The sequence below is a fragment of the Aeromonas sp. S9(2024) genome, from assembly GCF_041403185.1.
Lineage (GTDB): Bacteria > Pseudomonadota > Gammaproteobacteria > Enterobacterales > Aeromonadaceae > Aeromonas > Aeromonas enteropelogenes.
In genome coordinates this window covers 394047-413910 of the sequence record NZ_JBGLRE010000001.1, presented here as the reverse complement: position 1 = coordinate 413910, position 19864 = coordinate 394047, and the positions used below count along the sequence as shown (strand labels likewise).

General features: G+C 61.6%; 20 protein-coding genes. 8 read left to right on the top strand and 12 right to left on the bottom strand.

The window, feature by feature from the left end; genetic code table 11:
* The first annotated feature begins 83 nt into the window (after positions 1–83).
* Entirely contained in the window at positions 84–893 is an 810-nt protein-coding gene (locus ACB028_RS01800; protein ID WP_371143361.1) for a VacJ family lipoprotein, read from the top strand.
* A 122-nt stretch (positions 894–1015) separates the two neighbouring features.
* On the opposite strand, the gene sodB is transcribed toward ACB028_RS01800, so the two are convergent.
* Complete coding sequence (sodB, locus tag ACB028_RS01795; protein ID WP_026455806.1) at positions 1016–1600, bottom strand: superoxide dismutase [Fe]; 585 nt, start codon at positions 1598–1600, stop codon at positions 1016–1018.
* 287 nt (positions 1601–1887) lie between these two features.
* Here sodB and ACB028_RS01790 point away from each other — a divergent pair, with 287 nt between their 5' ends.
* Positions 1888–2232, top strand: coding sequence for a Grx4 family monothiol glutaredoxin (locus tag ACB028_RS01790; protein WP_026455805.1), 345 nt, complete (start codon positions 1888–1890; stop codon positions 2230–2232).
* Between the two features lie 62 nt (positions 2233–2294).
* On the opposite strand, the gene ACB028_RS01785 is transcribed toward ACB028_RS01790, so the two are convergent.
* Positions 2295–3506, bottom strand: a complete 1212-nt coding sequence (locus ACB028_RS01785; protein WP_042024841.1) for an RsmB/NOP family class I SAM-dependent RNA methyltransferase — start codon at positions 3504–3506, stop codon at positions 2295–2297.
* 281 nt (positions 3507–3787) lie between these two features.
* On the opposite strand from ACB028_RS01785, the gene pdxH reads away from it, so the two are divergent.
* The 3 genes from pdxH to ACB028_RS01770 all read left to right on the top strand — a co-directional run bounded on the left by pdxH (position 3788) and on the right by ACB028_RS01770 (position 5853).
* On the top strand, positions 3788–4426 hold the full coding sequence (gene pdxH, locus ACB028_RS01780; protein WP_224211308.1) for a pyridoxamine 5'-phosphate oxidase: 639 nt from the start codon (positions 3788–3790) through the stop codon (positions 4424–4426).
* A 42-nt stretch (positions 4427–4468) separates the two neighbouring features.
* Complete coding sequence (locus tag ACB028_RS01775) at positions 4469–5083, top strand: glutathione S-transferase family protein (protein ID WP_371143360.1); 615 nt, start codon at positions 4469–4471, stop codon at positions 5081–5083.
* 233 nt (positions 5084–5316) lie between these two features.
* Entirely contained in the window at positions 5317–5853 is a 537-nt protein-coding gene (locus ACB028_RS01770) for a GNAT family N-acetyltransferase (protein WP_026455800.1), read from the top strand.
* Between the two features lie 45 nt (positions 5854–5898).
* On the opposite strand, the gene ACB028_RS01765 is transcribed toward ACB028_RS01770, so the two are convergent.
* The 10 genes from ACB028_RS01765 to uhpT form a co-directional block, all read right to left on the bottom strand.
* Positions 5899–6306: a hypothetical protein gene (locus ACB028_RS01765; protein WP_371143359.1), complete on the bottom strand. Its 408-nt coding sequence runs from the start codon at positions 6304–6306 to the stop codon at positions 5899–5901.
* 245 nt (positions 6307–6551) lie between these two features.
* On the bottom strand, positions 6552–7682 hold the full coding sequence (locus tag ACB028_RS01760) for a JmjC domain-containing protein (RefSeq protein ID WP_371143358.1): 1131 nt from the start codon (positions 7680–7682) through the stop codon (positions 6552–6554).
* 216 nt (positions 7683–7898) lie between these two features.
* Positions 7899–9269 carry an adenylosuccinate lyase gene (gene purB / locus ACB028_RS01755; protein ID WP_371143357.1) on the bottom strand — a complete coding sequence of 457 codons (1371 nt, stop codon included), beginning with the start codon at positions 9267–9269 and terminating at the stop codon, positions 7899–7901.
* A 121-nt stretch (positions 9270–9390) separates the two neighbouring features.
* Positions 9391–10002, bottom strand: coding sequence for a high frequency lysogenization protein HflD (gene hflD, locus ACB028_RS01750; RefSeq protein ID WP_268854947.1), 612 nt, complete (start codon positions 10000–10002; stop codon positions 9391–9393).
* Positions 10003–10173: 171 nt separating this feature from the next.
* Positions 10174–11280, bottom strand: coding sequence for a tRNA 2-thiouridine(34) synthase MnmA (gene mnmA / locus ACB028_RS01745; RefSeq protein WP_026455795.1), 1107 nt, complete (start codon positions 11278–11280; stop codon positions 10174–10176).
* Positions 11281–11437: 157 nt separating this feature from the next.
* Positions 11438–11905 (bottom strand): NUDIX hydrolase, encoded by a 468-nt coding sequence (locus ACB028_RS01740; protein WP_342016902.1) that lies wholly within the window; start codon positions 11903–11905, stop codon positions 11438–11440.
* Between the two features lie 26 nt (positions 11906–11931).
* Positions 11932–12768 (bottom strand): 23S rRNA pseudouridine(2457) synthase RluE, encoded by an 837-nt coding sequence (gene rluE / locus ACB028_RS01735; protein ID WP_371143356.1) that lies wholly within the window; start codon positions 12766–12768, stop codon positions 11932–11934.
* A 76-nt stretch (positions 12769–12844) separates the two neighbouring features.
* The gene (locus ACB028_RS01730; protein WP_371143355.1) at positions 12845–13612 is read right to left on the bottom strand and encodes a PTS sugar transporter subunit IIA; all 768 of its coding nucleotides are present in this window, start codon (positions 13610–13612) and stop codon (positions 12845–12847) included.
* On the bottom strand, positions 13612–13917 hold the full coding sequence (locus tag ACB028_RS01725) for a PTS fructose transporter subunit IIB (protein WP_216992775.1): 306 nt from the start codon (positions 13915–13917) through the stop codon (positions 13612–13614). Before ACB028_RS01725 ends, ACB028_RS01730 begins: the two co-directional genes overlap by 1 nt.
* 231 nt (positions 13918–14148) lie before the next feature.
* Positions 14149–15555: a hexose-6-phosphate:phosphate antiporter gene (gene uhpT / locus ACB028_RS01720; RefSeq protein WP_042024852.1), complete on the bottom strand. Its 1407-nt coding sequence runs from the start codon at positions 15553–15555 to the stop codon at positions 14149–14151.
* Between the two features lie 615 nt (positions 15556–16170).
* On the opposite strand from uhpT, the gene ACB028_RS01715 reads away from it, so the two are divergent.
* The 3 genes from ACB028_RS01715 to ACB028_RS01705 all read left to right on the top strand — a co-directional run bounded on the left by ACB028_RS01715 (position 16171) and on the right by ACB028_RS01705 (position 19832).
* Entirely contained in the window at positions 16171–17109 is a 939-nt protein-coding gene (locus ACB028_RS01715; protein ID WP_371143354.1) for a LysR substrate-binding domain-containing protein, read from the top strand.
* Positions 17110–17281: 172 nt separating this feature from the next.
* Positions 17282–18385, top strand: coding sequence for an NAD/NADP octopine/nopaline dehydrogenase family protein (locus tag ACB028_RS01710; RefSeq protein ID WP_371143353.1), 1104 nt, complete (start codon positions 17282–17284; stop codon positions 18383–18385).
* A gap of 40 nt (positions 18386–18425) precedes the next feature.
* Positions 18426–19832, top strand: a complete 1407-nt coding sequence (locus ACB028_RS01705) for a YfcC family protein (RefSeq protein WP_371143352.1) — start codon at positions 18426–18428, stop codon at positions 19830–19832.
* Positions 19833–19864: the final 32 nt, after the last annotated feature.

Sequence of the window (19864 nt, the reverse complement as noted above, 5' to 3'; positions counted from 1 at the left end):
TATACCTCTCTACCCGGCTCCCATCATGGGAGCCGGGTTGCCTATAATTCTGATTAATCAAAATAAAAATCTAGGACTTCCATATGTATCTGCGTTCAGGGGCCGTGCTGGCAGCCCTCTTGATAACAGGTTGCGCCGGCGGGCCGCCCAAGCCCGGCCCCGAGAGCCTGGATCTCAATCCCGGCATGAATGTGCCGGGGGCAACCAGTACGGCGGCCGATCCCCGCGACCCTTTCCAGGGGGCCAACCGGGCGATGTGGGCGGTCAACTACGACGTGCTTGAGCCTTATGTCGCCCGTCCCGTGGTGCATGCCTACGCCAACTATGTACCCGAGCCGGTCAAGGTTGGCATCGAAAACTTCGTGGAAAACTTCAACGAGCCGAGCAGCATGGTCAACCACCTGCTCTCGGGCGATCTGAAGGGGGCGGGCACCAACCTGGGGCGCTTTACCCTCAACACCACTGTGGGTCTGCTGGGTATCTTCGATGTGGCCAAACACGCCGGGCTTGAGCGCGACAAGCTGGAGCTCTCCACCGTGTTCGGGCGCATGAACATTGGCGAAGGAGCCTATGTCATGGTGCCTGTCTATGGCCCCACCACCACCCGCGAGATAGTGGGGGATACCATAGACGTGCTCTACTTCCCCTACGCACTGCTCACCTTCCCGCTCAAGGTGGCCCACTGGGCGCTGGATGGGCTGGGCTCCCGTGCCAAGCTGATCGATCAGGAACGGATCATCGACAATGCACTCGACCCTTACGCCCTGACCAAGGACTTCTATCTGCAATACAACGAAAACAAGGTCATGGGCAACCAAGGGGCTCCCAAGCAGGATGAAGCCAGTGGCGATGATGCCAATCTGGACGAGTATCTGGATGAAATAGACCAGTAACTGCACATGCAGGAACACATGTACAAAAGAGGGCGCCTTCAAGCGCCCTCTGTGTTTTCATCGCCGAATGTCAGACATAAAAAAACGCCCTGCAATGCAGGGCGTTTTGGCAAGATCGGCTATCAGGCAGCCAGATTCTTGGCCACGAATTCCCAGTTGACCAGGGCCCAGAAGGTTTCCATGTACTTCGGACGCAGGTTGCGGAAATCGATGTAGTAGGCGTGCTCCCACAGGTCGACGGTCAGCAGCGGAGTAGTACCTGCTTCGGTCAGCGGGCAACCGGCGTTGGAGGTGTTGACGATGGCCAGGGAACCGTCAGCCTTCTTGACCAGCCAGGTCCAGCTGGAACCGAAGTTGCCGATGGCAGACTTTGTGAAGGCATCCTTGAACTCGGCGAAGGAGCCAAAGGATTTGGTGATGGCGTCGGCCAGGGCGCCAGTGGGCTCGCCACCGCCGTTCGGGGAGAGGCAGTGCCAGTAGAAGGTGTGGTTCCAGATCTGGGCTGCGTTGTTGAAGATACCGCCGCTGGAGGTCTTGATGATCTCTTCCAGAGACTTGCCTTCAAACTCGGTACCCGGCACTAGGTTGTTCAGGTTGACCACGTAGGTGTTGTGGTGCTTGCCGTGGTGGTATTCCAGAGTTTCCTGGGAGATGTGCGGTTCCAGAGCATTGATTGCATAGGGCAGAGCGGGAAGTTCGAATGCCATTTTCTACTCTCCATTGGCTGGACCGTGCGAAAGCGACGGTTGCAAGACATTGCGTGCTCTTTTCTTATTTGAAAAGAGATGTTTATAAAATGATGAGGCAGGATAGCCCAAAGCCAAGGGATTGTAGCAGCATCAAAGATGGGCTAACAACTCCTGATTGGCGCCATGATCGCGATCAATGCAGGTGCAATTCTCTGTGCAATTCATATGCACATTTCCCTTTGTGAGTTTGTGCTCAGGCCAGATTGCAGTAGAATGGCCGCCGAAATCGCTCTAGTGAGGCATCTATGGAAACTATTGAAAAGATTAAGCAGCAGTTGGCTGACAACCCCATCATCATCTACATGAAAGGGTCTCCCAAGCTGCCCAGCTGTGGCTTCTCTGCCCAGGCCTCCCAGGCGCTGATGTCCTGTGGCGAGCCGTTTGCTTATGTCGATATCCTGCAAAACCCGGATATCCGTGCCGAATTGCCGAAATTCGCCAACTGGCCGACCTTCCCCCAGCTGTGGGTCGAAGGCGAGCTGATCGGCGGCTGCGACATCATGATCGAGATGTTCCAGGCCGGCGAGCTGCAGACCCTGATCAAGGAAACTGCCGCCAAGTACAAGAAAGATGACGCGGCCGCCGAATAAGGCTGCTTCAGTATCATGAAAAAGGGGAGCCAATGGCTCCCCTTTTTATTGTGGCGGTACTATCAGGCGATCCGCTCGATACGCGCCATATAGAAGCCATCGAAACCGGTGGCGGCGGGGCTCACGGTGTGATCGTCACGCAGTCGGAAATTTTCGTTGGCGGCGAGGAACTTGTCCACTTGCTGACGGTTCTCCTGGGGCAGGATGGAGCAGGTGGCGTAGACCAGCAGGCCGCCGACCTTCACCATCTGGCTGTAACGCTGCAGGATCTCTTCTTGCAGGGCCACCAGCACCGGCAGGCGCTCGGCGGTGTCGCGCCACTTGGCATCCGGATTGCGCTTGAGTACGCCAAGACCTGAGCAGGGCACGTCGAGCAGCACGCGATCCGCGCTCTCTTTCAGGCGCTTGACTGTCTTGCTGCTGGTGATGACCCGGGTCTCCACGTTGTGAGCCCCGGCGCGGCGGGCGCGCTGCTTGAGGTTCTCCAGCTTCCACTCTTCCACATCCATCGCCAGCAAGCGGCCCTTGCCGTTCATCATGGCGGCCAGATGCAGGGTCTTGCCACCGGCACCGGCGCAGGCGTCGATGACGCGCATGCCCGGAGTGACCTCCAGGGCGGCAGCCACCAGCTGGGAGCCGGCATCCTGTTGCTCGAACCAGCCATCGGCGAAGGCGTTGGTGCGGAACAGGGCGGCATCCGAGGTGACCTGCAGGGCGCTCTCGACCCCTTCTACCGGGACTGTGGTGACATGTTCTTTCGCCAGTGCGGCCTGCAGCTCATCCTTGTTGCACTTGAGGGTGTTGACTCTCAGGTAGCGCTTGGGCATGGCGGTAAGGGCGGCACGCTCGGCAGGCCAGGCTTCACCCAGCTGCTCGCTGCCGAGTTTTTCCAGCCAGCCAGGGCAGCCATCCATCAACACCGGATTCTTCTTGGCCTCGGCCAGACGACGGCGAAACGCCTCTTCATTGAAGCGATCCAGGGTCGGATGGTTGGGTTGGGCAATCTTGTGGAAGGCGTGCCAGCTGTGCAGCAGCGGCCAGACGTTCTTGGCGGCCTGACGGACCTGAATGCCGGTCAGGGCGCAGTAGAGACTGAGACGACGCAGCAGGTCGCCGGTGACCAGGGCAATCCTTGCCTGTTCTTGCGGTTTGAGATCGATGCCGGAGAAGTGACGGGCATAGGCGCGATCGAGGGTCAGGCCCTGCGCCAGTACATCGTCAACGATGGCAACGACCAGATCCCCGAAACGGGGCAACAGTGGGGATTTGAGCATGAGATTAACCTTGGCCAGATAAGGATGAACCGCCTTCTCGCGAGCGCGGTTCTAAAACGGATAAATCCGCGCAATGATAGGGGGAAGGGTCATGGTGTGCAAGGTGGATGTACGTTGTGCTCTCCGCTTGCATCCCTTGCTCGGCTCCCTGAATGTGGCGCCAGTCATGATGGTTAAGACATTGGCCTGTTATGGCTTGTCACTGGGAAGTTGCCGGAGCACAATGCCTGCATCGCTCTTTTGATGGTTGTGGAGCCATCATTTACTTAAGGAAAATCAAGATGATGGATGTGGCTGATCTGCGCCGCGAATATACCCGGGGCGGATTGCACCGGGCCGATCTGCCGGCCGAACCACTGGCGTTGTTCGAGAAGTGGCTGGCTCAGGCCTGCGAGGCCAGATTGACGGATCCGACCGCCATGGTGGTGGCTACCGTGGATGCCGACGGCCAGCCCTGGCAGCGTACCGTACTGCTCAAGCACTACGACGCTCAGGGGATGGTGTTCTACACCAACATGGGCAGTCGCAAGGCACATCAGCTGGAGGGTAATCCCCGCATCAGCCTGCTCTTCCCCTGGCATCCCCTGGACAGGCAGGTGCACGTGACTGGCAGGGTGGAGAAGCTTGGTACCCTCGAGGTGATGAAGTATTTCCACAGCCGTCCCAAGGACAGTCAGATAGCCGCCTGGGTCTCCAAGCAGTCGACCCGCATCTCGGCACGCGGCGTGCTGGAAGCCAAGTTTCTCGAGCTCAAGCAAAAATTTGCCAGCGGTGAAGTGCCCCTGCCGAGTTTCTGGGGCGGCTACCGGGTGGTGATCGACACGGTCGAATTCTGGCAGGGGGGCGAGCATCGCCTGCACGATCGTTTCTACTACACCCGTGAGGGGGATGGCTGGCACATCGAGCGTCTGGCACCCTGATTATTCAACCTGGTTTCAACCCCCGTTTCACAAGGAGTGTGTATGCGTCTGTATGGTGATTTGCGATCCGGCAACTGCTACAAGGCATGGCTGCTGGCCCGTTGGCTCGAGTTGCCCCTGACCTGGGTCAATGTGGATATTCAGGCGGGGGATACCCGAACTCCCGAGTTTCTGGCACTCAACCCCAACGGCAAGATCCCGGTGCTGGCCATCGGGGAGAAGGACGCGCTGGCCGAGTCCAATGCCATTCTCTTTTATCTGGCGCAGGGCTCCGCGCTCTGGCCATCGGATCCTCGCCAGCAGGCGGAAGTGCTCAAGTGGATGTTCTTCGAGCAGTACAGTCACGAGCCCTATATCGCGGTCGCCCGTTTCATCGTCCACTATCTGGGCCGACCGGAATCCCAGGAGGCGCGACTCGATGGCCTCAAGGCTGGCGGTGAGAAGGCTCTGGCGGTGATGGAGCGGCAGCTTAAACAAAGCCCCTATCTGTGCGGCGAGGCGCCGACCATCGCCGATATCGCTCTCTACGCCTACACCCATGTGGCGGAGGAGGGGATTTTCTCCCTGCAGGGGTGGCCGGCCATTCGCGCCTGGATCGACCGTATCGAGTCACACCCCCGCCATCTGAGCCTGCCGGCTGCCTGTCAGGCAGAGTAAGGCGAGTCTGACAAAACCATCGGGCGCACCCAGGGTGCGCCCGGCATTTCCATCTCATCCCTTTGTGTTGAAGAGCCTGGCCACGGGTCGATCCGCGTTCACTTTCTCTCCCTCGTCAGAGGTATACCAATCGTTTTCCTGAGTGCACACTCCCATTTCTGGATAAAGGCGCTCAGGCCGCTCGCCACTTGTGTGGAATAATGGCCGCTCCGCTGTACGAGGAGTAACGCTGTATGTTGAGAACCGAGCGCCCTGGCGACATGTTGCCGGTCTACGAGCTGGTGAGCGCCGCCTTTGGCCGTTGCGATGAGGCCGAGCTGGTCAACCGTTTGCGCGAATGCGGCGCCGCCGTGGTGACCATGGTCGAGGAGGAGGAGTACGAGTTCATGGGGCACCTGATGCTGAGCCCGATCACCATTGCGGGTGAGGAAGGTCCCTGGCTCGGGCTGGCTCCGGTGGCGGTACATCCCGACTGGCAGGGGCAGGGCATAGGTTCGGATCTGATCCGCGAAGGACTGGATACGGCGCTGGAGATGGACTGGAAGGCGGTGGTGGTGCTCGGTGACCCGGCCTATTACAGCCGCTTCGGGTTTCGTCCGGCCAGCGAGTTTGGCCTGCACTGCATCTACGAAGTGCCCGCCGACTGCTTCATGGCGATGGAGCTGCAACCGGGGGGCCTTGCGGGCGTTGCCGGGGAAGTGCTCTATCACCCCCTGTTTGATGAACTGCCTGATGAAGTGGCGGAAGAACACCAGGAAGCGTGTGAATAGCAAAAAGCCCTCGATGAGGGCTTTTTTCATCTGCATTGATGGGGATCAGGCCATGATGTCGAGCAGGTTGCCCCGCTTGTCGCCCTGACCGACCATCTCTCCCATCTGCTGGCCGAGGGGGCTCTGCCTGAACTGCAGGTAGTCGCCGAGCTGCTGTTGCTGCTGGTGGCGCGCTTCCATCCGGTAGATATCGGCGGCCGTCGGGGCGCTCTGCCCGTCGCTCTCCTGGCCGCTGGCTTGCAGATAATGATCCACCGCGGCCTTGTCCTGCTGCTGCTCGGTATAGGAGACGGCCAGGGTGCGGCGGGTAGTCTCCTTCTCCTCCTGCTTCGCCACATACTCATCTTTCTTGTCCAGCGCCTTGTCGCGGCCCTGGTTGATCTGCTCCGGGGTCACCTTGGGATAGGCGTTGTCATAACCGGGCAACGGCATGGGACGAGTGCTGATCTGCATGGGATACCCTCTCTCTTGAACCTGTCTGCTTGGACAATGACCGCATGATACGGATTTTTGCCTGCTCAAAAAAGCATCATCAGGTGCGCCGTCAAGAGTGGGTTCAGCTTTGAAAGCCGGTTGTGGATCAGGCAAGAAGTGAAAAGAGCCGCTGGGGTCGACCTTGTTGGCAGCAAATGATGTGAGGTCGGTGGCAACAGAGATAAAAAAGGCGCCCGAAGGCGCCTTTTGTCACAGCGAGAGGATCAGTTGAAGAACCAGTAACCGCGGTTGACCAGCCGGGTCAGCAGCTGCAGGAAGCCGGCCTGATCGGCAAGTTCCACCATGTCGGCCTGGGTGACCATGTCCTTGTCGCACAAGAGCGAGATGGCCGCAGCATCCTCGCTCGGCAGGCTCCAGGCTTCGCCGTCGATGTAGCAGGTCTGGCTCTCGCCGCTGAACCAGACAGAGCGCAGCCCCGGCACCTTGATGGCGGGCTCGCCCTGGGTCAGCAGATCGGCCACCTCGTCGGCGCTGTAGTCCGGCTCCACCGGATTGACGTCCAGATCGTGCTTGGCCTCGGAGATCATGGTACCGAACCACTCCTTGAACAGGGTCTCGTCATCGAGGGCCTGTTGCATCAGCTCGCGCAGGCGGTGCAGCTCGTGGGGTTGGATTTCGCCGTGGCGGGCGCGGGGCTTGAGGTCAGGATCACCGTAGCGCTCGGTACGCAGGTCGTTGTCGATCAGGTGATCGGCGAAGGAGGAGATAAGCGCCTTGGCGTCCGGTGCACGGAAGCCCACCGAGAAGTTCAGGGAGGGCTCAATGGCGTAGCCCTCGTGGGGGAATCCGGGCGGAATGTAGAGGATATCGCCCGGCTCCATGATGACGTCGATGATCGCCTCGAACGGCTCGCAGTGCAGCAGGGCGGCATGGGCGGCGAACTCATTGCGCGGTGTGGCATCGCCAACCCGCCAGTGACGCTTGCCCTGACCTTGGGTGATGAAGACGTCGTAGTTGTCGATGTGGGGGCCGACACCGCCATGGGGGGTGGAGAAGCTCACCATCACATCGTCAAAACGCCAGCCCGGGATGAACTGGAACGGCAGTGCCAGCTCGTTGACCTCGGGCGCCCAGTGGTTGCAGGCCTGCACCAGAATGGTCCAGTTCTCCTCACCCAGGTGATCGTAGGATTCGAAGGGGCCGTGGGCTGCCTCCCACTTGTTGTTGAAGCGGGTGACGAGGCGCGATTCAATCACCTCTTCCATGGCCAGACCCGCCAGCTCGTCCGGGCTGATGGGATCTTGAAAGTCGGTGAAGCCGCCCTTGATAAGGAGCGGGCGCTTCTGCCAGTAGTGCTCAAGGAAGTGAGCGATATCCAGATTGAGTTGGTACATGGTGCTTCTCGTATCTTGTGAGAGAGGGCTTGCCCAAGACGGGCTTGGGCAAGGCCACTCGGTTGAACATAACTACGTAGTTGAACACAGCTACGTAGTTGAGCATGGCTGCGTCGTTGAACATAGTGACGCAGGTCGAAAATAGTGACCCGGGTCGAAAATAACAGGGGCCCTGTGACAGAGTATGCACAGGGCCCCTGTTCGTTGGTTATCCGCTTATTTCAGCAGATCGACCAGACGCTGGGCGTCACCGATATAGTTGGCCGGAGTGAGCTTTTTCAGCTCGACCTTCACGTCCTCGGGCAGTTCCAGGGTGTCGATAAAGGTACGCATCCCTTCGGCGTCCACGCGGCGGCCACGGGTCAGTTCTTTGAGCTTCTCATAGGGCTTCTCGATGCCGTAGCGGCGCATCACGGTCTGGATCGGTTCGGCCAGCACTTCCCAGTTGGCGTCCAGATCGGCGGCCATGGCATCGCTGTTGGCTTCCAGCTTGGAGATCCCCTTCAGGGTCGCCTGATAGGCAATCAGGGAGTAACCCACTGCCACCCCCAGATTGCGCAGCACTGTGCTGTCGGTCAGGTCACGCTGCCAGCGGGAGATGGGCAGTTTGCTCGCCAGGTGCTGGAACACGGCGTTGGCCAGACCCAGATTGCCTTCGGAGTTTTCGAAGTCGATGGGGTTGACCTTGTGCGGCATGGTGGAGGAGCCGATTTCGCCGGCGATAGTGCGCTGCTTGAAGTGGCCCAGGGAGATGTAGCCCCACACATCGCGGTCAAAGTCGATGAGGATAGTGTTGAAGCGCGCCATGGCGTCGAACAGCTCGGCGATGTAGTCGTGCGGCTCGATCTGGGTGGTGTAGGGGTTCCAGGTCAGGCCGAGGGAAGTGACGAACTCCTCGGAGAACTGGTGCCAGTCCACATCCGGATAGGCGCTGAGGTGGGCGTTGTAGTTGCCCACGGCGCCGTTGATCTTGCCGAGGATCTCGACCGCCATGATCTGCTTGAGCTGGCGCTCCAGACGGTAGGCGACGTTGGCCATCTCCTTGCCCATGGTGCTCGGGGTGGCCGGCTGACCGTGGGTGCGCGACAGCAGCGGCATGTCGCGATACTCGGCGGCCAGGCGCTTGATCTCACCGATCAGCTTCTCGCAGTAAGGCTTGATCACCTCTTCCCGGGCAGTTTTCAGCATCAGGCCGTGGGAGTTGTTGTTGATGTCTTCGGAGGTGCAGGCGAAGTGGATGAACTCGCTGACGGCGGCGAGCTCAGGGTTCACTTCCACCTTCTCTTTCAGGAAGTACTCCACCGCTTTCACATCATGGTTGGTGGTGCGCTCGATCTGTTTGATGCGCGCGGCGTCGGCTTCGTTGAAGTTGCTGACAATACCGTCGAGCAGGGCACTGGCGGCCGCGCTCAGGGCAGGGACTTCCGGGATCCCGGCGTGGTTGGCCAGTTTCTGCAACCAGCGCACCTCGACTTCGACGCGAAAACGCAGCAGGCCGAATTCGGAGAAGATGGGACGCAGGGCATCGGCCTTGTCGCCATAACGACCGTCAATCGGGGAAACAGCAGTCAGCGCTGACAGCTCCATGTGGTGAACTCCTGATGTGTGTGGGGGATTCGAATCCACTCGCGCGCTTGCAGTGGTTATCAAGGCTGATGTGCGGCTGTTCACCTTGATGTCGACCTCTCTGCCCGGGCGCGAGCGATGATTAGTAACGTTTGGCCAGTTCGACCATCTTCTTGCGGGCGAAGATGATTTGGGTGCGGCTGCCGCCCAGCTGGCGCCACAGCACCACGGCGCGAATACCGGCCAGCAGCAGGGCGCGCACCTTGTGTTGCACCAGCGGCTGTTGCAGGAACAGCGGGGTGCCCGCTACCTGGATGCGCGGCCCGATGGGGCTGATAAGATCGCTGTAGATGCTCGCCATGTTGGCCAGGATCTGCTCGTCGAGCAGGTCGAAATGCTGTTGCTGGCGGCCGATCTGGCCGATCCGCTCACCCAGCATGTTGAGAATGTCCTTGCGCTTGGCCAGCTTGCGCTCAAGCGCGATCAGGCTCACCACGTAGCGGGTCAGCTCGGCATTTTTCTGGCTGCCGTCGGCGCCCAGTTGGTCGACCAGGGCGCGGTAGCCATCGCGAATGGCCAGGTGGTTGCCGAATACGTCCAGCGGCTGCTTGGGATCGGTGACCAGGATGCTTTGCAGGCTCTCGCGCAGGGAGGCCTCGTCGCAGGTACCGTCACGGGCCACCTTCTGTACCAGATAGGCGGCCTGGCAGATGCCGGCGAAGGCCATGGTTCTGTCTTGGAATTTGTCGCTCATAAGTTCACGGCCCTATTTCATTCGTTCACTGGCTGATACCGCAGCAGGCCATGATCCGGCCTTGGAATTTGTCGCTCACGTATGCTGCCTTCTATTTGTGCTGTTCAACCGGATGACGGGTTTCGGGGCGCTGGCGCCAGGCGCTTTGCCCCGAAACGGCAGTCTCATCCCTTAGACCGGATGGCTGAAACGTTGTTCGATAATGCCACCGCCCAGGCACACTTCCCCGTCGTAGAAGACGGCGGACTGGCCCGGGGTGACCGCTGCCTGCTTCTCGTCGAAGATCACCCGGATGGTCTCGTCGTCGATGGGCTGGATCAGGCAGGGGATATCCTGCTGGCGGTAACGGGTCTTGACGGTGCAGCGGCGCGGCTCGCGAATGGGGGTGCGATCGACCCAGTGCAATTGGCTGGCGATGAGGCCGTCGGAGTAGAGACGGGGATGTTCGCCCTGGGCGACCACCAGCACATTGCGCTCCACCTCTTTGTCCACCACGTACCAGGCCTCTTCGGTGGCATCCTTGCGGCCACCGATGCCGAGCCCCTTGCGCTGGCCCAGGGTGTGGTACATCAGCCCCTGGTGGGTGCCGATCACCTTGCCATCCACGGTCTCGATGTCACCGGGCTGGGCAGGCAGGAACTTGGCCAGGAAGTCCTTGAACTTGCGCTCGCCGATAAAGCAGATACCGGTGGAGTCCTTCTTCTTGGCAGTAATGAGATCCAGCTGCTCGGCGATGCGGCGCACCTCGGGTTTTTCCAGATCGCCGACCGGGAACAGGCTTTGGCCCACCTGCTTTTCACTCAGGGTGTAGAGGAAGTAGCTCTGATCCTTGTTGGTGTCGAGACCGCGCAGCAGGCGCGGCCGGCCGGTGCTGTCGTCACGGCGCACATAGTGGCCAGTGGCGATGTAGGTGGCACCCAGCTCTTCGGCGGCAAACTCGAGGAACGCCTTGAACTTGATCTCCTTGTTGCACAGGATATCGGGGTTCGGCGTGCGGCCAGCCTTGTACTCTTCCAGGAAGTGCTCGAACACGTTGTCCCAGTACTCGGCGGCGAAGTTGATGGTGTGGAGTTTGATCCCCAGCTTGTCGCAGACGGCCTTGGCATCAGCCAAATCCTGGGCGGCAGAGCAGTACTCGTCCGTGTCGTCTTCTTCCCAGTTCTTCATGAACAAGCCTTCGACCTGATAGCCCTGCTGCTGGAGCAGGTAGGCCGAGACGGAAGAATCCACGCCGCCGGACATGCCGACGATCACCTTGATTTGGCTGTTGTCTGTCATTAGTCGAAGTTACCAGTTCGTTTAAACGGGGCGTATTCTACCAGAGTTTTGCGCCCCCGGTCACATCTCCATGCCGCCGTTCCCATCAGGAACCCGACGACAGGAAATCGTTTTTCTCTTCATTGCCCCACGGGTCGGCAATCGGCGTCAAATGGCCTCAGATAAAGGCCTTGAGCGCCGACAACGGCAAGCGGGTGCCCGCCAGATAATCCTGGATGCACTGCCACACCAGGGGGCTGCGCAAAGAGGACTTGCACTCACCAAGCTCCTCTTGCGTCAACCAGTGGCAGGCCAGCACGTCGCCGTCGGGATCCTCTGGATGGTGCTGGCCCGGGGCTTTTTCAAGGTCGAACACCATGGCGATGCGCACATAGGTGGCCTCGCTGTCCGCCGGCTTGTAGAGATAGGTACCCAGCCAGGCGGTGGGGCTGGCGATAAGCCCGGTCTCTTCCTTCAGCTCGCGGCAGGCCGCTTCAAGCAGGTTTTCCCCCGGCTCCACATGGCCGGCAGGCTGGTTGAAGCGGCGCTGACCCCTGATCTCCTCTTCGACCACCAGAAAACGGCCCTGCCAGTGCACCAGGGCGGCGACGGTGAGGCGGGTGGGCAGCGGTGGATGATCGCTCATAGGGACTCCTTGTCTCGTTGATTCATTCAGGATTGGCCGCCGCGGGCTGGTCGGCGCGCTGTGCCCCGGCCACCGCTGCGGGGCTTGTTGCCGGCAGGGGCCGGGTTTGTGGTTTGAGTTTGCCCCCCTGGTTTGCTGCCTGCGGGGCGCACTGCCCGGGGGTTATGCGGCTGGCCGGTCTGGCCGCTGCGACGGGGCGGTGGGTTAAGGGGAACCAGTTCCGGCGCCGGCAGGCTGCGGCTCTCGCCGGGCGCCAGATCATCAAGGGTCCAGTCGCCGATGGCGTAGCGGATAAGACGCAGGGTAGGGTGGCCGATATGGGCGGTCATGCGCCGTACCTGACGGTTGCGCCCCTCCACTATCTTGATCTCCAGCCAGCAGGTGGGGATCTCCTTGCGCTCGCGAATGGGCGGATTGCGTGGCCACACGTCGGGTTCATCCATGATGCGCGCCCCGGCGGGCAGGGTCATGCCGTCGTTAAGCTCCACACCGGCGCGCAGGGCCTTCAGTGCCGCTTCGCTCGGCACTCCTTCCACCTGCACCCAGTAGGTCTTGGGGGTCTTTTCCCCCGGCTGGGTGAGGCGTGCCTGCAACTTGCCGTCATTGGTGAGCAGCAAGAGCCCCTCGCTGTCGCGGTCGAGCCGGCCTGCGGCATAGATGCCGGGCTCTTTGATGTAATCCTTGAGAGTTTCCCGCCCGGCCTCGTCGGTGAACTGGCAGAGCACCATGTAGGGCTTGTTCAGCAGCAGTAGCTTGCGATCGGCCGGGGCCACCTGTGGCTTGCGAGGCGCGGAGGAGACTCGGGGCCCCTTGTCACGAGGTGGGCGCGCAGAGAGGGAGAGGCGGGAGCGGGCAGATTTCATCGGATACACACGTCAAACGAACAATGGCAGCGAGTGTATCACAGGGGCTTGTCGGCGAGATGAACGGGGGCGCTTTTCAGCCGAGCAGGCTCTCGACGACGATGGCCTGGCGGGCAGGGGCTGAACTTGCTTTGAGCAGGGCGCTGGCGATGACGTCGTCCAGCATGGCGCGGGCCAGTCGGGTGAGGGGAAGCAGGGTCTCGCGCGGGCTACCGGCGGGGATCGCCAGCAGGATGAGGGTCTGCACCGGCCCTATTCTAGAGCCCCACTCGATGGGGGCCTTGCTGGCAAGCAGGGCCAGCGCTGGCCGGGTTACCCTTGCGCTCAGCACATGGGGCATGGCAAGCCCCGGTCGTATGATGGTGGCGGCGATCTGTTCGCGCGAGGCAATCTCGTCAGCCAGCCCGGCGCTGTCGGTGACCAGTTGCGCAGGCAGCAGATCGATAAGCTGCGAGAGGGCTTGGGGCTTGTCCAGCCCTGTCTGGCAGTGGCCAAGCTGGGCCAGAGTAAAGCAATAGTCGGGCAGGGCGTCGGCCAGGCGCTGCTCGGCCAGGGCGGCGGTTGCCGGGCGCACCAGTGGCTGGCCCAGCTCGCCGCACCAGCAGGTAAAGGCCATGTGGGCCAGCTCGGCGTCGTTCCCCTCTATCTGCAACTGGCAGAGATCCCCGGGCTGGATAGCCAGGGTGAGCAGGGAGAGCTGGTTGCTCACTGTCACGGTTTGGCGGCGGGTGAGATTGGCGCCGCGAATGCAGGATTTGAACATCCCCGCCAGCCGACTCAGTTGCTTGGCCTGGGTGATGCTCATGCCATGATGGCAGTAGAAGGTGATCTCGCGGGTCAGCATCAGGCCTGCAGCGGCAGCCCCCTGAGCACGGCCTGGGCATTGAGCAACACTGTCTCGAGGCGCACCTGATGGGTGCGACAGCCGAGAAAGCGCTCTTTTTGCTCGATCTCGATGTCCGAGGCGATCAGCACCAGTTCGGCGGCGGCGATGTCCCGGGCGGTCAACATATTCTCCATCCCCATGGCTCCCTGAGTCTCGACCTTGATCTTGAGACCAAGGGCGGTAGCGGCTTTTTGCAGGGCCTCGGCGGCCATGTAGGTGTGGGCGATGCCGGTGGGACAGGCGGTGACGGCGACGATCTTCATCAGCTCTCTGTTTTGTTGGCAAAAGGGTGCCACAAGATAGCGCCAACTCCGGACGCTTGCCAAAGGCGGGGGCTGAAAATGGGATCTGGAGTGGGACCTGACCTTGTGTCTGTACACGTAGTGTGCAGGGGCGGGGTCATTTGATGATGGCAAAGACTGATAAAAAACCGGCCCGTCAACTGGACGGGCCGGATGGACACAAGAGCGTGTATGGAGTAGGAACTCTGTCCCTTAGGCGGACTGGGTCGCCAGCTCGGCGGCTTTCAGCTCGCGCTTGAGGCGGCGGATCTTGCGCTCTTCCGCGATGGCCACGCAGGCCATCAGCACCAGACAGGCGGCTGCGGCAATGTCGAGCGCGGCGAAGGTGCCGCTCCAGCCGGTCAGGCCGAAGATGGGGGTGCCGTCGGCGATCATGCCCAGACCCAGCTTGGCGAAGCTGTCACCGATGAGGTAGGCGAAGGTGCCCTTGACGCCATCGGCCACGCTGATCCCCTGCTTGGGTACGAAGCCCACGGCGGCCACGCCGATCAGCAGTTGCGGACCAAACACCAGGAAGCCCAGCAGGAACAGGGAGCCCAGGAACATGAACTGGGTGGTGGCGTGCTGGTAGAGCCCCAGGGTGGCGATGATGAGCGCCAGCGCCACGCAGGCCACCAGACCACGGCGACCGTTCGCCAGATCGGAGAGGTAACCCCACATCAGGGTGCCGACCAGGGCGCCCACTTCGAAGAAGGTAAAGCCCTGGATGGCGACGTCCTTAGAGAAGCCGAGCTCCTGGTGGGCATAGACGGTGGACCACTGGTCGATACCGATGCGCACCACGTAGAGGAAGATGTTGGCAAAGCAGAGCAGCCAGATCACCTTGTTCATCAGCACGTACTTGACGAAGATCTGCCACTTGGTCAGCTTCTGCTCTTCGGTGGCGACGTCCTCTTCGCTCGCCGCTTCGTCAAACAGCTCTTCCACCTTGCCAAGGCCGTAGGCTTCCGGTGAATCGCTACCAAAGCGCAGGCCGATAAAGCCGACGATCAGCGCAATGATGGAGGGGAAGATGAACATGCCGAGCACGTTGCCATCGAACAGGTAGTTGGCACCGAACAGCGCCACACCGGCCGCACCGGCGCCACCCACGTTGTGGGAGAGGTTCCACATGCCGAGGTAGGTGCCGCGCTTGTTGCGGGGGGTCCACTTGGTAATGGTGGAGTAGCTGCAGGAGCCGCCACAGCTCTGGAAGAAGCCGCTCAGGGCGTAGAAGAAGATCATCAGGTAGAGGCTAAAACCCGTGCCACCCATGCTGGCACTGAAGCCCAGCATGCACAGGGCTGAGAGGATCAGCATCAGCGGCAGGAACTGCTTGGTGTTCTTGCCGTCGGCATAGTAGGAGAGGATTGTCTTGCCCACGCCGTAGGTGATGGAGAAACCAAGACCGATCATGCCAAGCTCGGTCATGGAGAGACCGTAGGTCTGGATCATGTCGTTCTGCGCAATGTTGAAGTTCTTGCGGATCAGATACATGGTCAGATAGCCGATGAATACAACCAGATAGGATTGCATAAACGGCTTGAACCAGAGTTTGCGCCGGGCTTCGACCGGCAGATCCAGGGTGGGCACCCGGACCTGTTGGAGCAGTTTCAACATCTTCGTTCATCCTCTGCGAGATAGACGCTATTTCCGCCGTGCCTCCCGCCTGTTTATTGGTCGTTGTTCAAGCGTTGGAAGAGGTCACGTCATGAAAGGGGGTGGCAAGTGCGGCGTTCGGCCGTCGCTTTGTCCATATGAACCCGGGCCTGCACGGGAGCTGCGGGGCTTTCGCCACGCGCTGTGCGGGTCACGACATCAGGTGAGCTGACTCTAGTCAGGGGGGAAATAAATGGCTTGAGAGCCATCCCTAGCAGGGGTAGGAAATTTTCCTAGTTTTCCCGTTTTCCTGGGCAAAGCGTGAGACGTATCACAGGGACTGCGGCGCAGGTCTCCCTTTTTGGCGACGAGAAGGGCTGCGGCGGGACTCGTATTGCAAGGGGAAGGATGGCCGGCACCATCGATGGGAGCCCCGGCTCTTGCCAGTAACGACATTGAGTGTGTCATGGCGACCGTTGCCGCAGTGACGCATCAGCACAACAAGGCGCCGGCCAGGCTTGGCACCGCCGTGATCGGATCCGGATAGTGGGGCTGCGCTCAAAACGGGTTGACCAACATGGTGTCATTTTTCCCCTTTTGATAGGGTGCTCACTCTTTGCCATTCCTGAGGCAGCCATGAAGCTTTCACAACTCAATGCCTTTCGTGCCATCGTCGAGTGTCAGACGGTGACTGCCGCCGCCGAGCGCCTCAACCTGAGCCAGCCCGCAGTCAGCCGATTGCTGAGCGCCCTCGAGGGGCGCCTCGGCTTCACCCTGTTTGTGCGCAAGAAGAATCGCCTCGAGCTCAGCGACGAGGGGCAGGCCTTCTATCTGGAGGTGGCCCGGGTGTTCGAGGCGGTGGCCGGGCTGGATCACGCGGCCGACGCCATTCGCACCCGCCACTTTGGCTCCCTCAACATCGCCGCCATGCCGCTGCTCTCCAACGCCTTCCTGCCCCGGGTGGTGGCGGGCTTCCTGCGCGGTAGCGAGGGGCTCAAAGTGGGGCTCAAGACCTATCGTTCCGAGGAGGTGCTGCGCCGCATCCAGAGCCAGACCACCGACATCGGGGTCGCCTTCGTGGAGGGGAGCTGGCCCGGGGTGCAGGCCCAGCGGGTGAGTTGCGAGAGCGTCTGCCTGCTGCCGGCGAGCTCCCCCCTGGCGGCGCTGACGGCACTGGATGTGGCCGATCTGGCGGATCAGCCCCTCATCCGCCACGAAAAGGATCCCCAGCAGCGCCGGCTCGACGCCCTGTTACACCGCTATGGACTAGCCACCCGCCAGCAACTGGAAGTGTCGCTTGCCAGCACGGCCGCGGCCCTGGTGCGCGAGGGGGTGGGGATGGCGGTGACCGACCCCTTCACCGCCACCCTGGCCTGCGAGCAGTCGAGCCTGGTGATGCGCCCCTTGCGCTTCTCCCTGCCGTTCGAGTTCGACATCCTCTATCCGGGGATGAGGCCCATCCATCGCCACGCCGAGCAGTTTGTTGAGCGCTTCTGGCTGCTGGCCGACGAGCTGGGGATCCTGCTCCATATCGGGGCCATCCGCGAGCTGGGGGATGCGCCAGATCACAGTTAGCCGCTCTGGACCTGTTCAGTGGGTAAACGTTTTTATTCTTGTTTTTCAGTTGGTTGTGTCGCGCCGCCCGGTCACCATGCGCTTTTTGCATGGTGCCCACCGCCTTCGTCATTGGAGGGGCGCGATCCTGCGCTCCTACTCTGGGCCCTCACCCATGAGGAGGAGTGCACACATGCGAGTATCGATCTTCGGCTCGGGCAACGCCGGGCTGACGGCGGCCTACCACCTGACCCTGCAAGGGGCGAGTGTCTGCCTGTTTGGATCCGAGGGGTTTGACGGCCCCCTGGACGAGATTGCCGCCGCCGGCGGCATCCGGGCCCTGGCGGAGCATAACGGGGTCGCCCTGACCTACGCCGGTTTTCAGCCCGTCGAGCGCCTCACCCGCCGGGTGGAGGAGGCGGTGGATTACGCGGATATCCTGATCCTGCCGGTTCCCTCCTTTGCCCAGGAGCCCCTGTTTCGCCAGATGCTCCCCCACCTGCGTGATGGCCAGCTGATCCTGCTGATGCCGGGCAACTATGGCTCTTTGGTGCTCAAACGCATTCAGGAGGAGGAGGGGTATGGCCATCTCGATCTCACCTTCGTCGATGCCATCTCCATCCCCTGGGCGACCCGCATCGTCGGCCCGGCCCAGCTCGCCATTCTCGGCATGAAGCGCTTCCTGCCCCTCGCCGCCCTGCCGGCGAGCCGCACCGACGAGGCGATCGCCCGGCTGCAGCCGGTGATGCCACTGCCCCTCACCGCCCTGCCCAACGTCATCAGCGCCGGGCTCGAGAACATCAACTTCGGCGGCCACCCCCTGCTGACCACCCTCAACATGGGGCTGCTCGAGAACTTCGGCGGCGAGTTCAACTACTACAAGGATTGCTGCTCACCGGCCACCGCCCGCGCCGCGGCAGCCATGGAACAGGAGCGTCTGGCGGTGGGACAGGCGCTGGGACTTAAGCTTATGCCCGAGCTTGAGGCGATGAACGCCCTCTATGAGATGGAGTGCGAGAGCGTCTACGAGGTGAACCGCACCTCCGAGACCCACGGCAAGCTCAACAGCGCCCCCGACTCCTCGGCGAGCCGCTACATCACCGAAGATGCCGCCTACCTGCTGGTGCCCTGCTACGAGCTGGGCCAGCTGACCGGGGTCACCACCCCGCTGGTGGAGTCCTGCCTGCGCATCGACGGGGCCTATAACGATACCGACTACTTCCGCGCCGGCCGCACCCTCGAGAAGATGGGGCTGGGGGGGATGACGGTGAACGAGATCATGGCCAAGGTGGCCTGAGCATGGCGGGGGGCCCGGCCCCTCGCGAAGGAGCAAGACGATGACCCGATTCAAGTTTCCCTCTGCCTATACCATCCTGATGCTGCTCACCGTGCTGATGGCCACCCTTACCTGGGTGATCCCGGCCGGCCAGTACCGGATGGAGAAGAACGAAACCCTGGGGCGCATGGTCCCCGTGGTGGGCTCCTACGCCCCCGTCGAGGCCAACCCCCAGGGGCCCCTCGAGGTGATCATGGCCCCCATCCAGGGCTTCTATGATCCCGCCGACTATGCCGCCCGGGCGGTGGACGTGGCCCTCTTCGTGCTGGTGATCGGCGGCTTTCTCGCCGTGGTGACCCGTACCGGCGCCATCGACGCCGGGATCAGCGCCACCATGGGGCGCCTGGCGGGCCGCGAGAAGTGGATGATCCCCATTCTGATGGGGCTGTTTGCCCTGGGGGGCACCGTCTATGGCATGGCCGAGGAGACCATCCCCTTCTATGCCCTGCTCATTCCGGTGATGATCGCCGCCGGCTACGACAGCATAGTGGGGGTCGCCATCATCATGGTGGGGGCCGGGATCGGCTGCCTGGGGTCGACCATCAACCCCTTCGCCACCGTCATCGCCTCCAATGCCGCCGAGATCAACTTTATGGAGGGGGTCTGGCTGCGACTGGCCATCCTGGTGCTGGGGTGGCTCGCTTGCGTCGTCTATGTGATGCGCTATGCCGAGCGGGTCAAGCAGGATCCCTCCCGCTCCATCGTCGCCCGTCAGCGGGAAGAGAACCTGGCCCACTTCCTCCACTCCCGTCAGGAGCAGGCGCCCGAGCTCACCCCCATCCGTCAGGCGGTGCTCTTTATCTTCGCCGTCACCTTCGCCGTGATGATCTGGGGGGTCTCGGTGGGAGGCTGGTGGATGGCCGAGCTCTCGGCCCTGTTCCTCGCCTCGAGCGTGGTGGCCGGTCTGGTGGGTCGCCTAAGTGAGGTGGAGCTCACCGAGAGCTTCGTGGGCGGCGCCCGGGATCTGCTGGGGGTGGCCCTCATCATCGCCATTGCCCGCGGTCTGGTGGTCGTGATGGACAGCGGCAATATCACCCACACCATACTGCACTACGCCGAGGGGCTGCTGGCGGACCTGCCCAAGGTGGCCTTTATCAACGCCATCTACTGGGTGGAGGCGGTGCTCTGCCTGGTGGTGCCCTCCTCATCAGGGCTGGCGGTGCTCTCCATGCCGGTGCTGGCGCCGCTGGCCGACTTTGCCGGTGTCGGGCGCGATCTGGTGGTGACCGCCTTCCAGTCCGCCTCGGGCCTGCCCAATCTGGTCACCCCTACCTCGGGCGTGGTGATGGGGGGGTTGGCCATCGGCCGGGTGGCCTACGGGGATTGGCTGCGCTTTATCGGCCCCCTGCTGGGATTCCTCACCCTGATGGTGATGGCCCTGCTGAGCCTGGGGGTCATGCTGGGTTGACTCAAAAGAGGGAGTCGTATTGGAAACTCGGA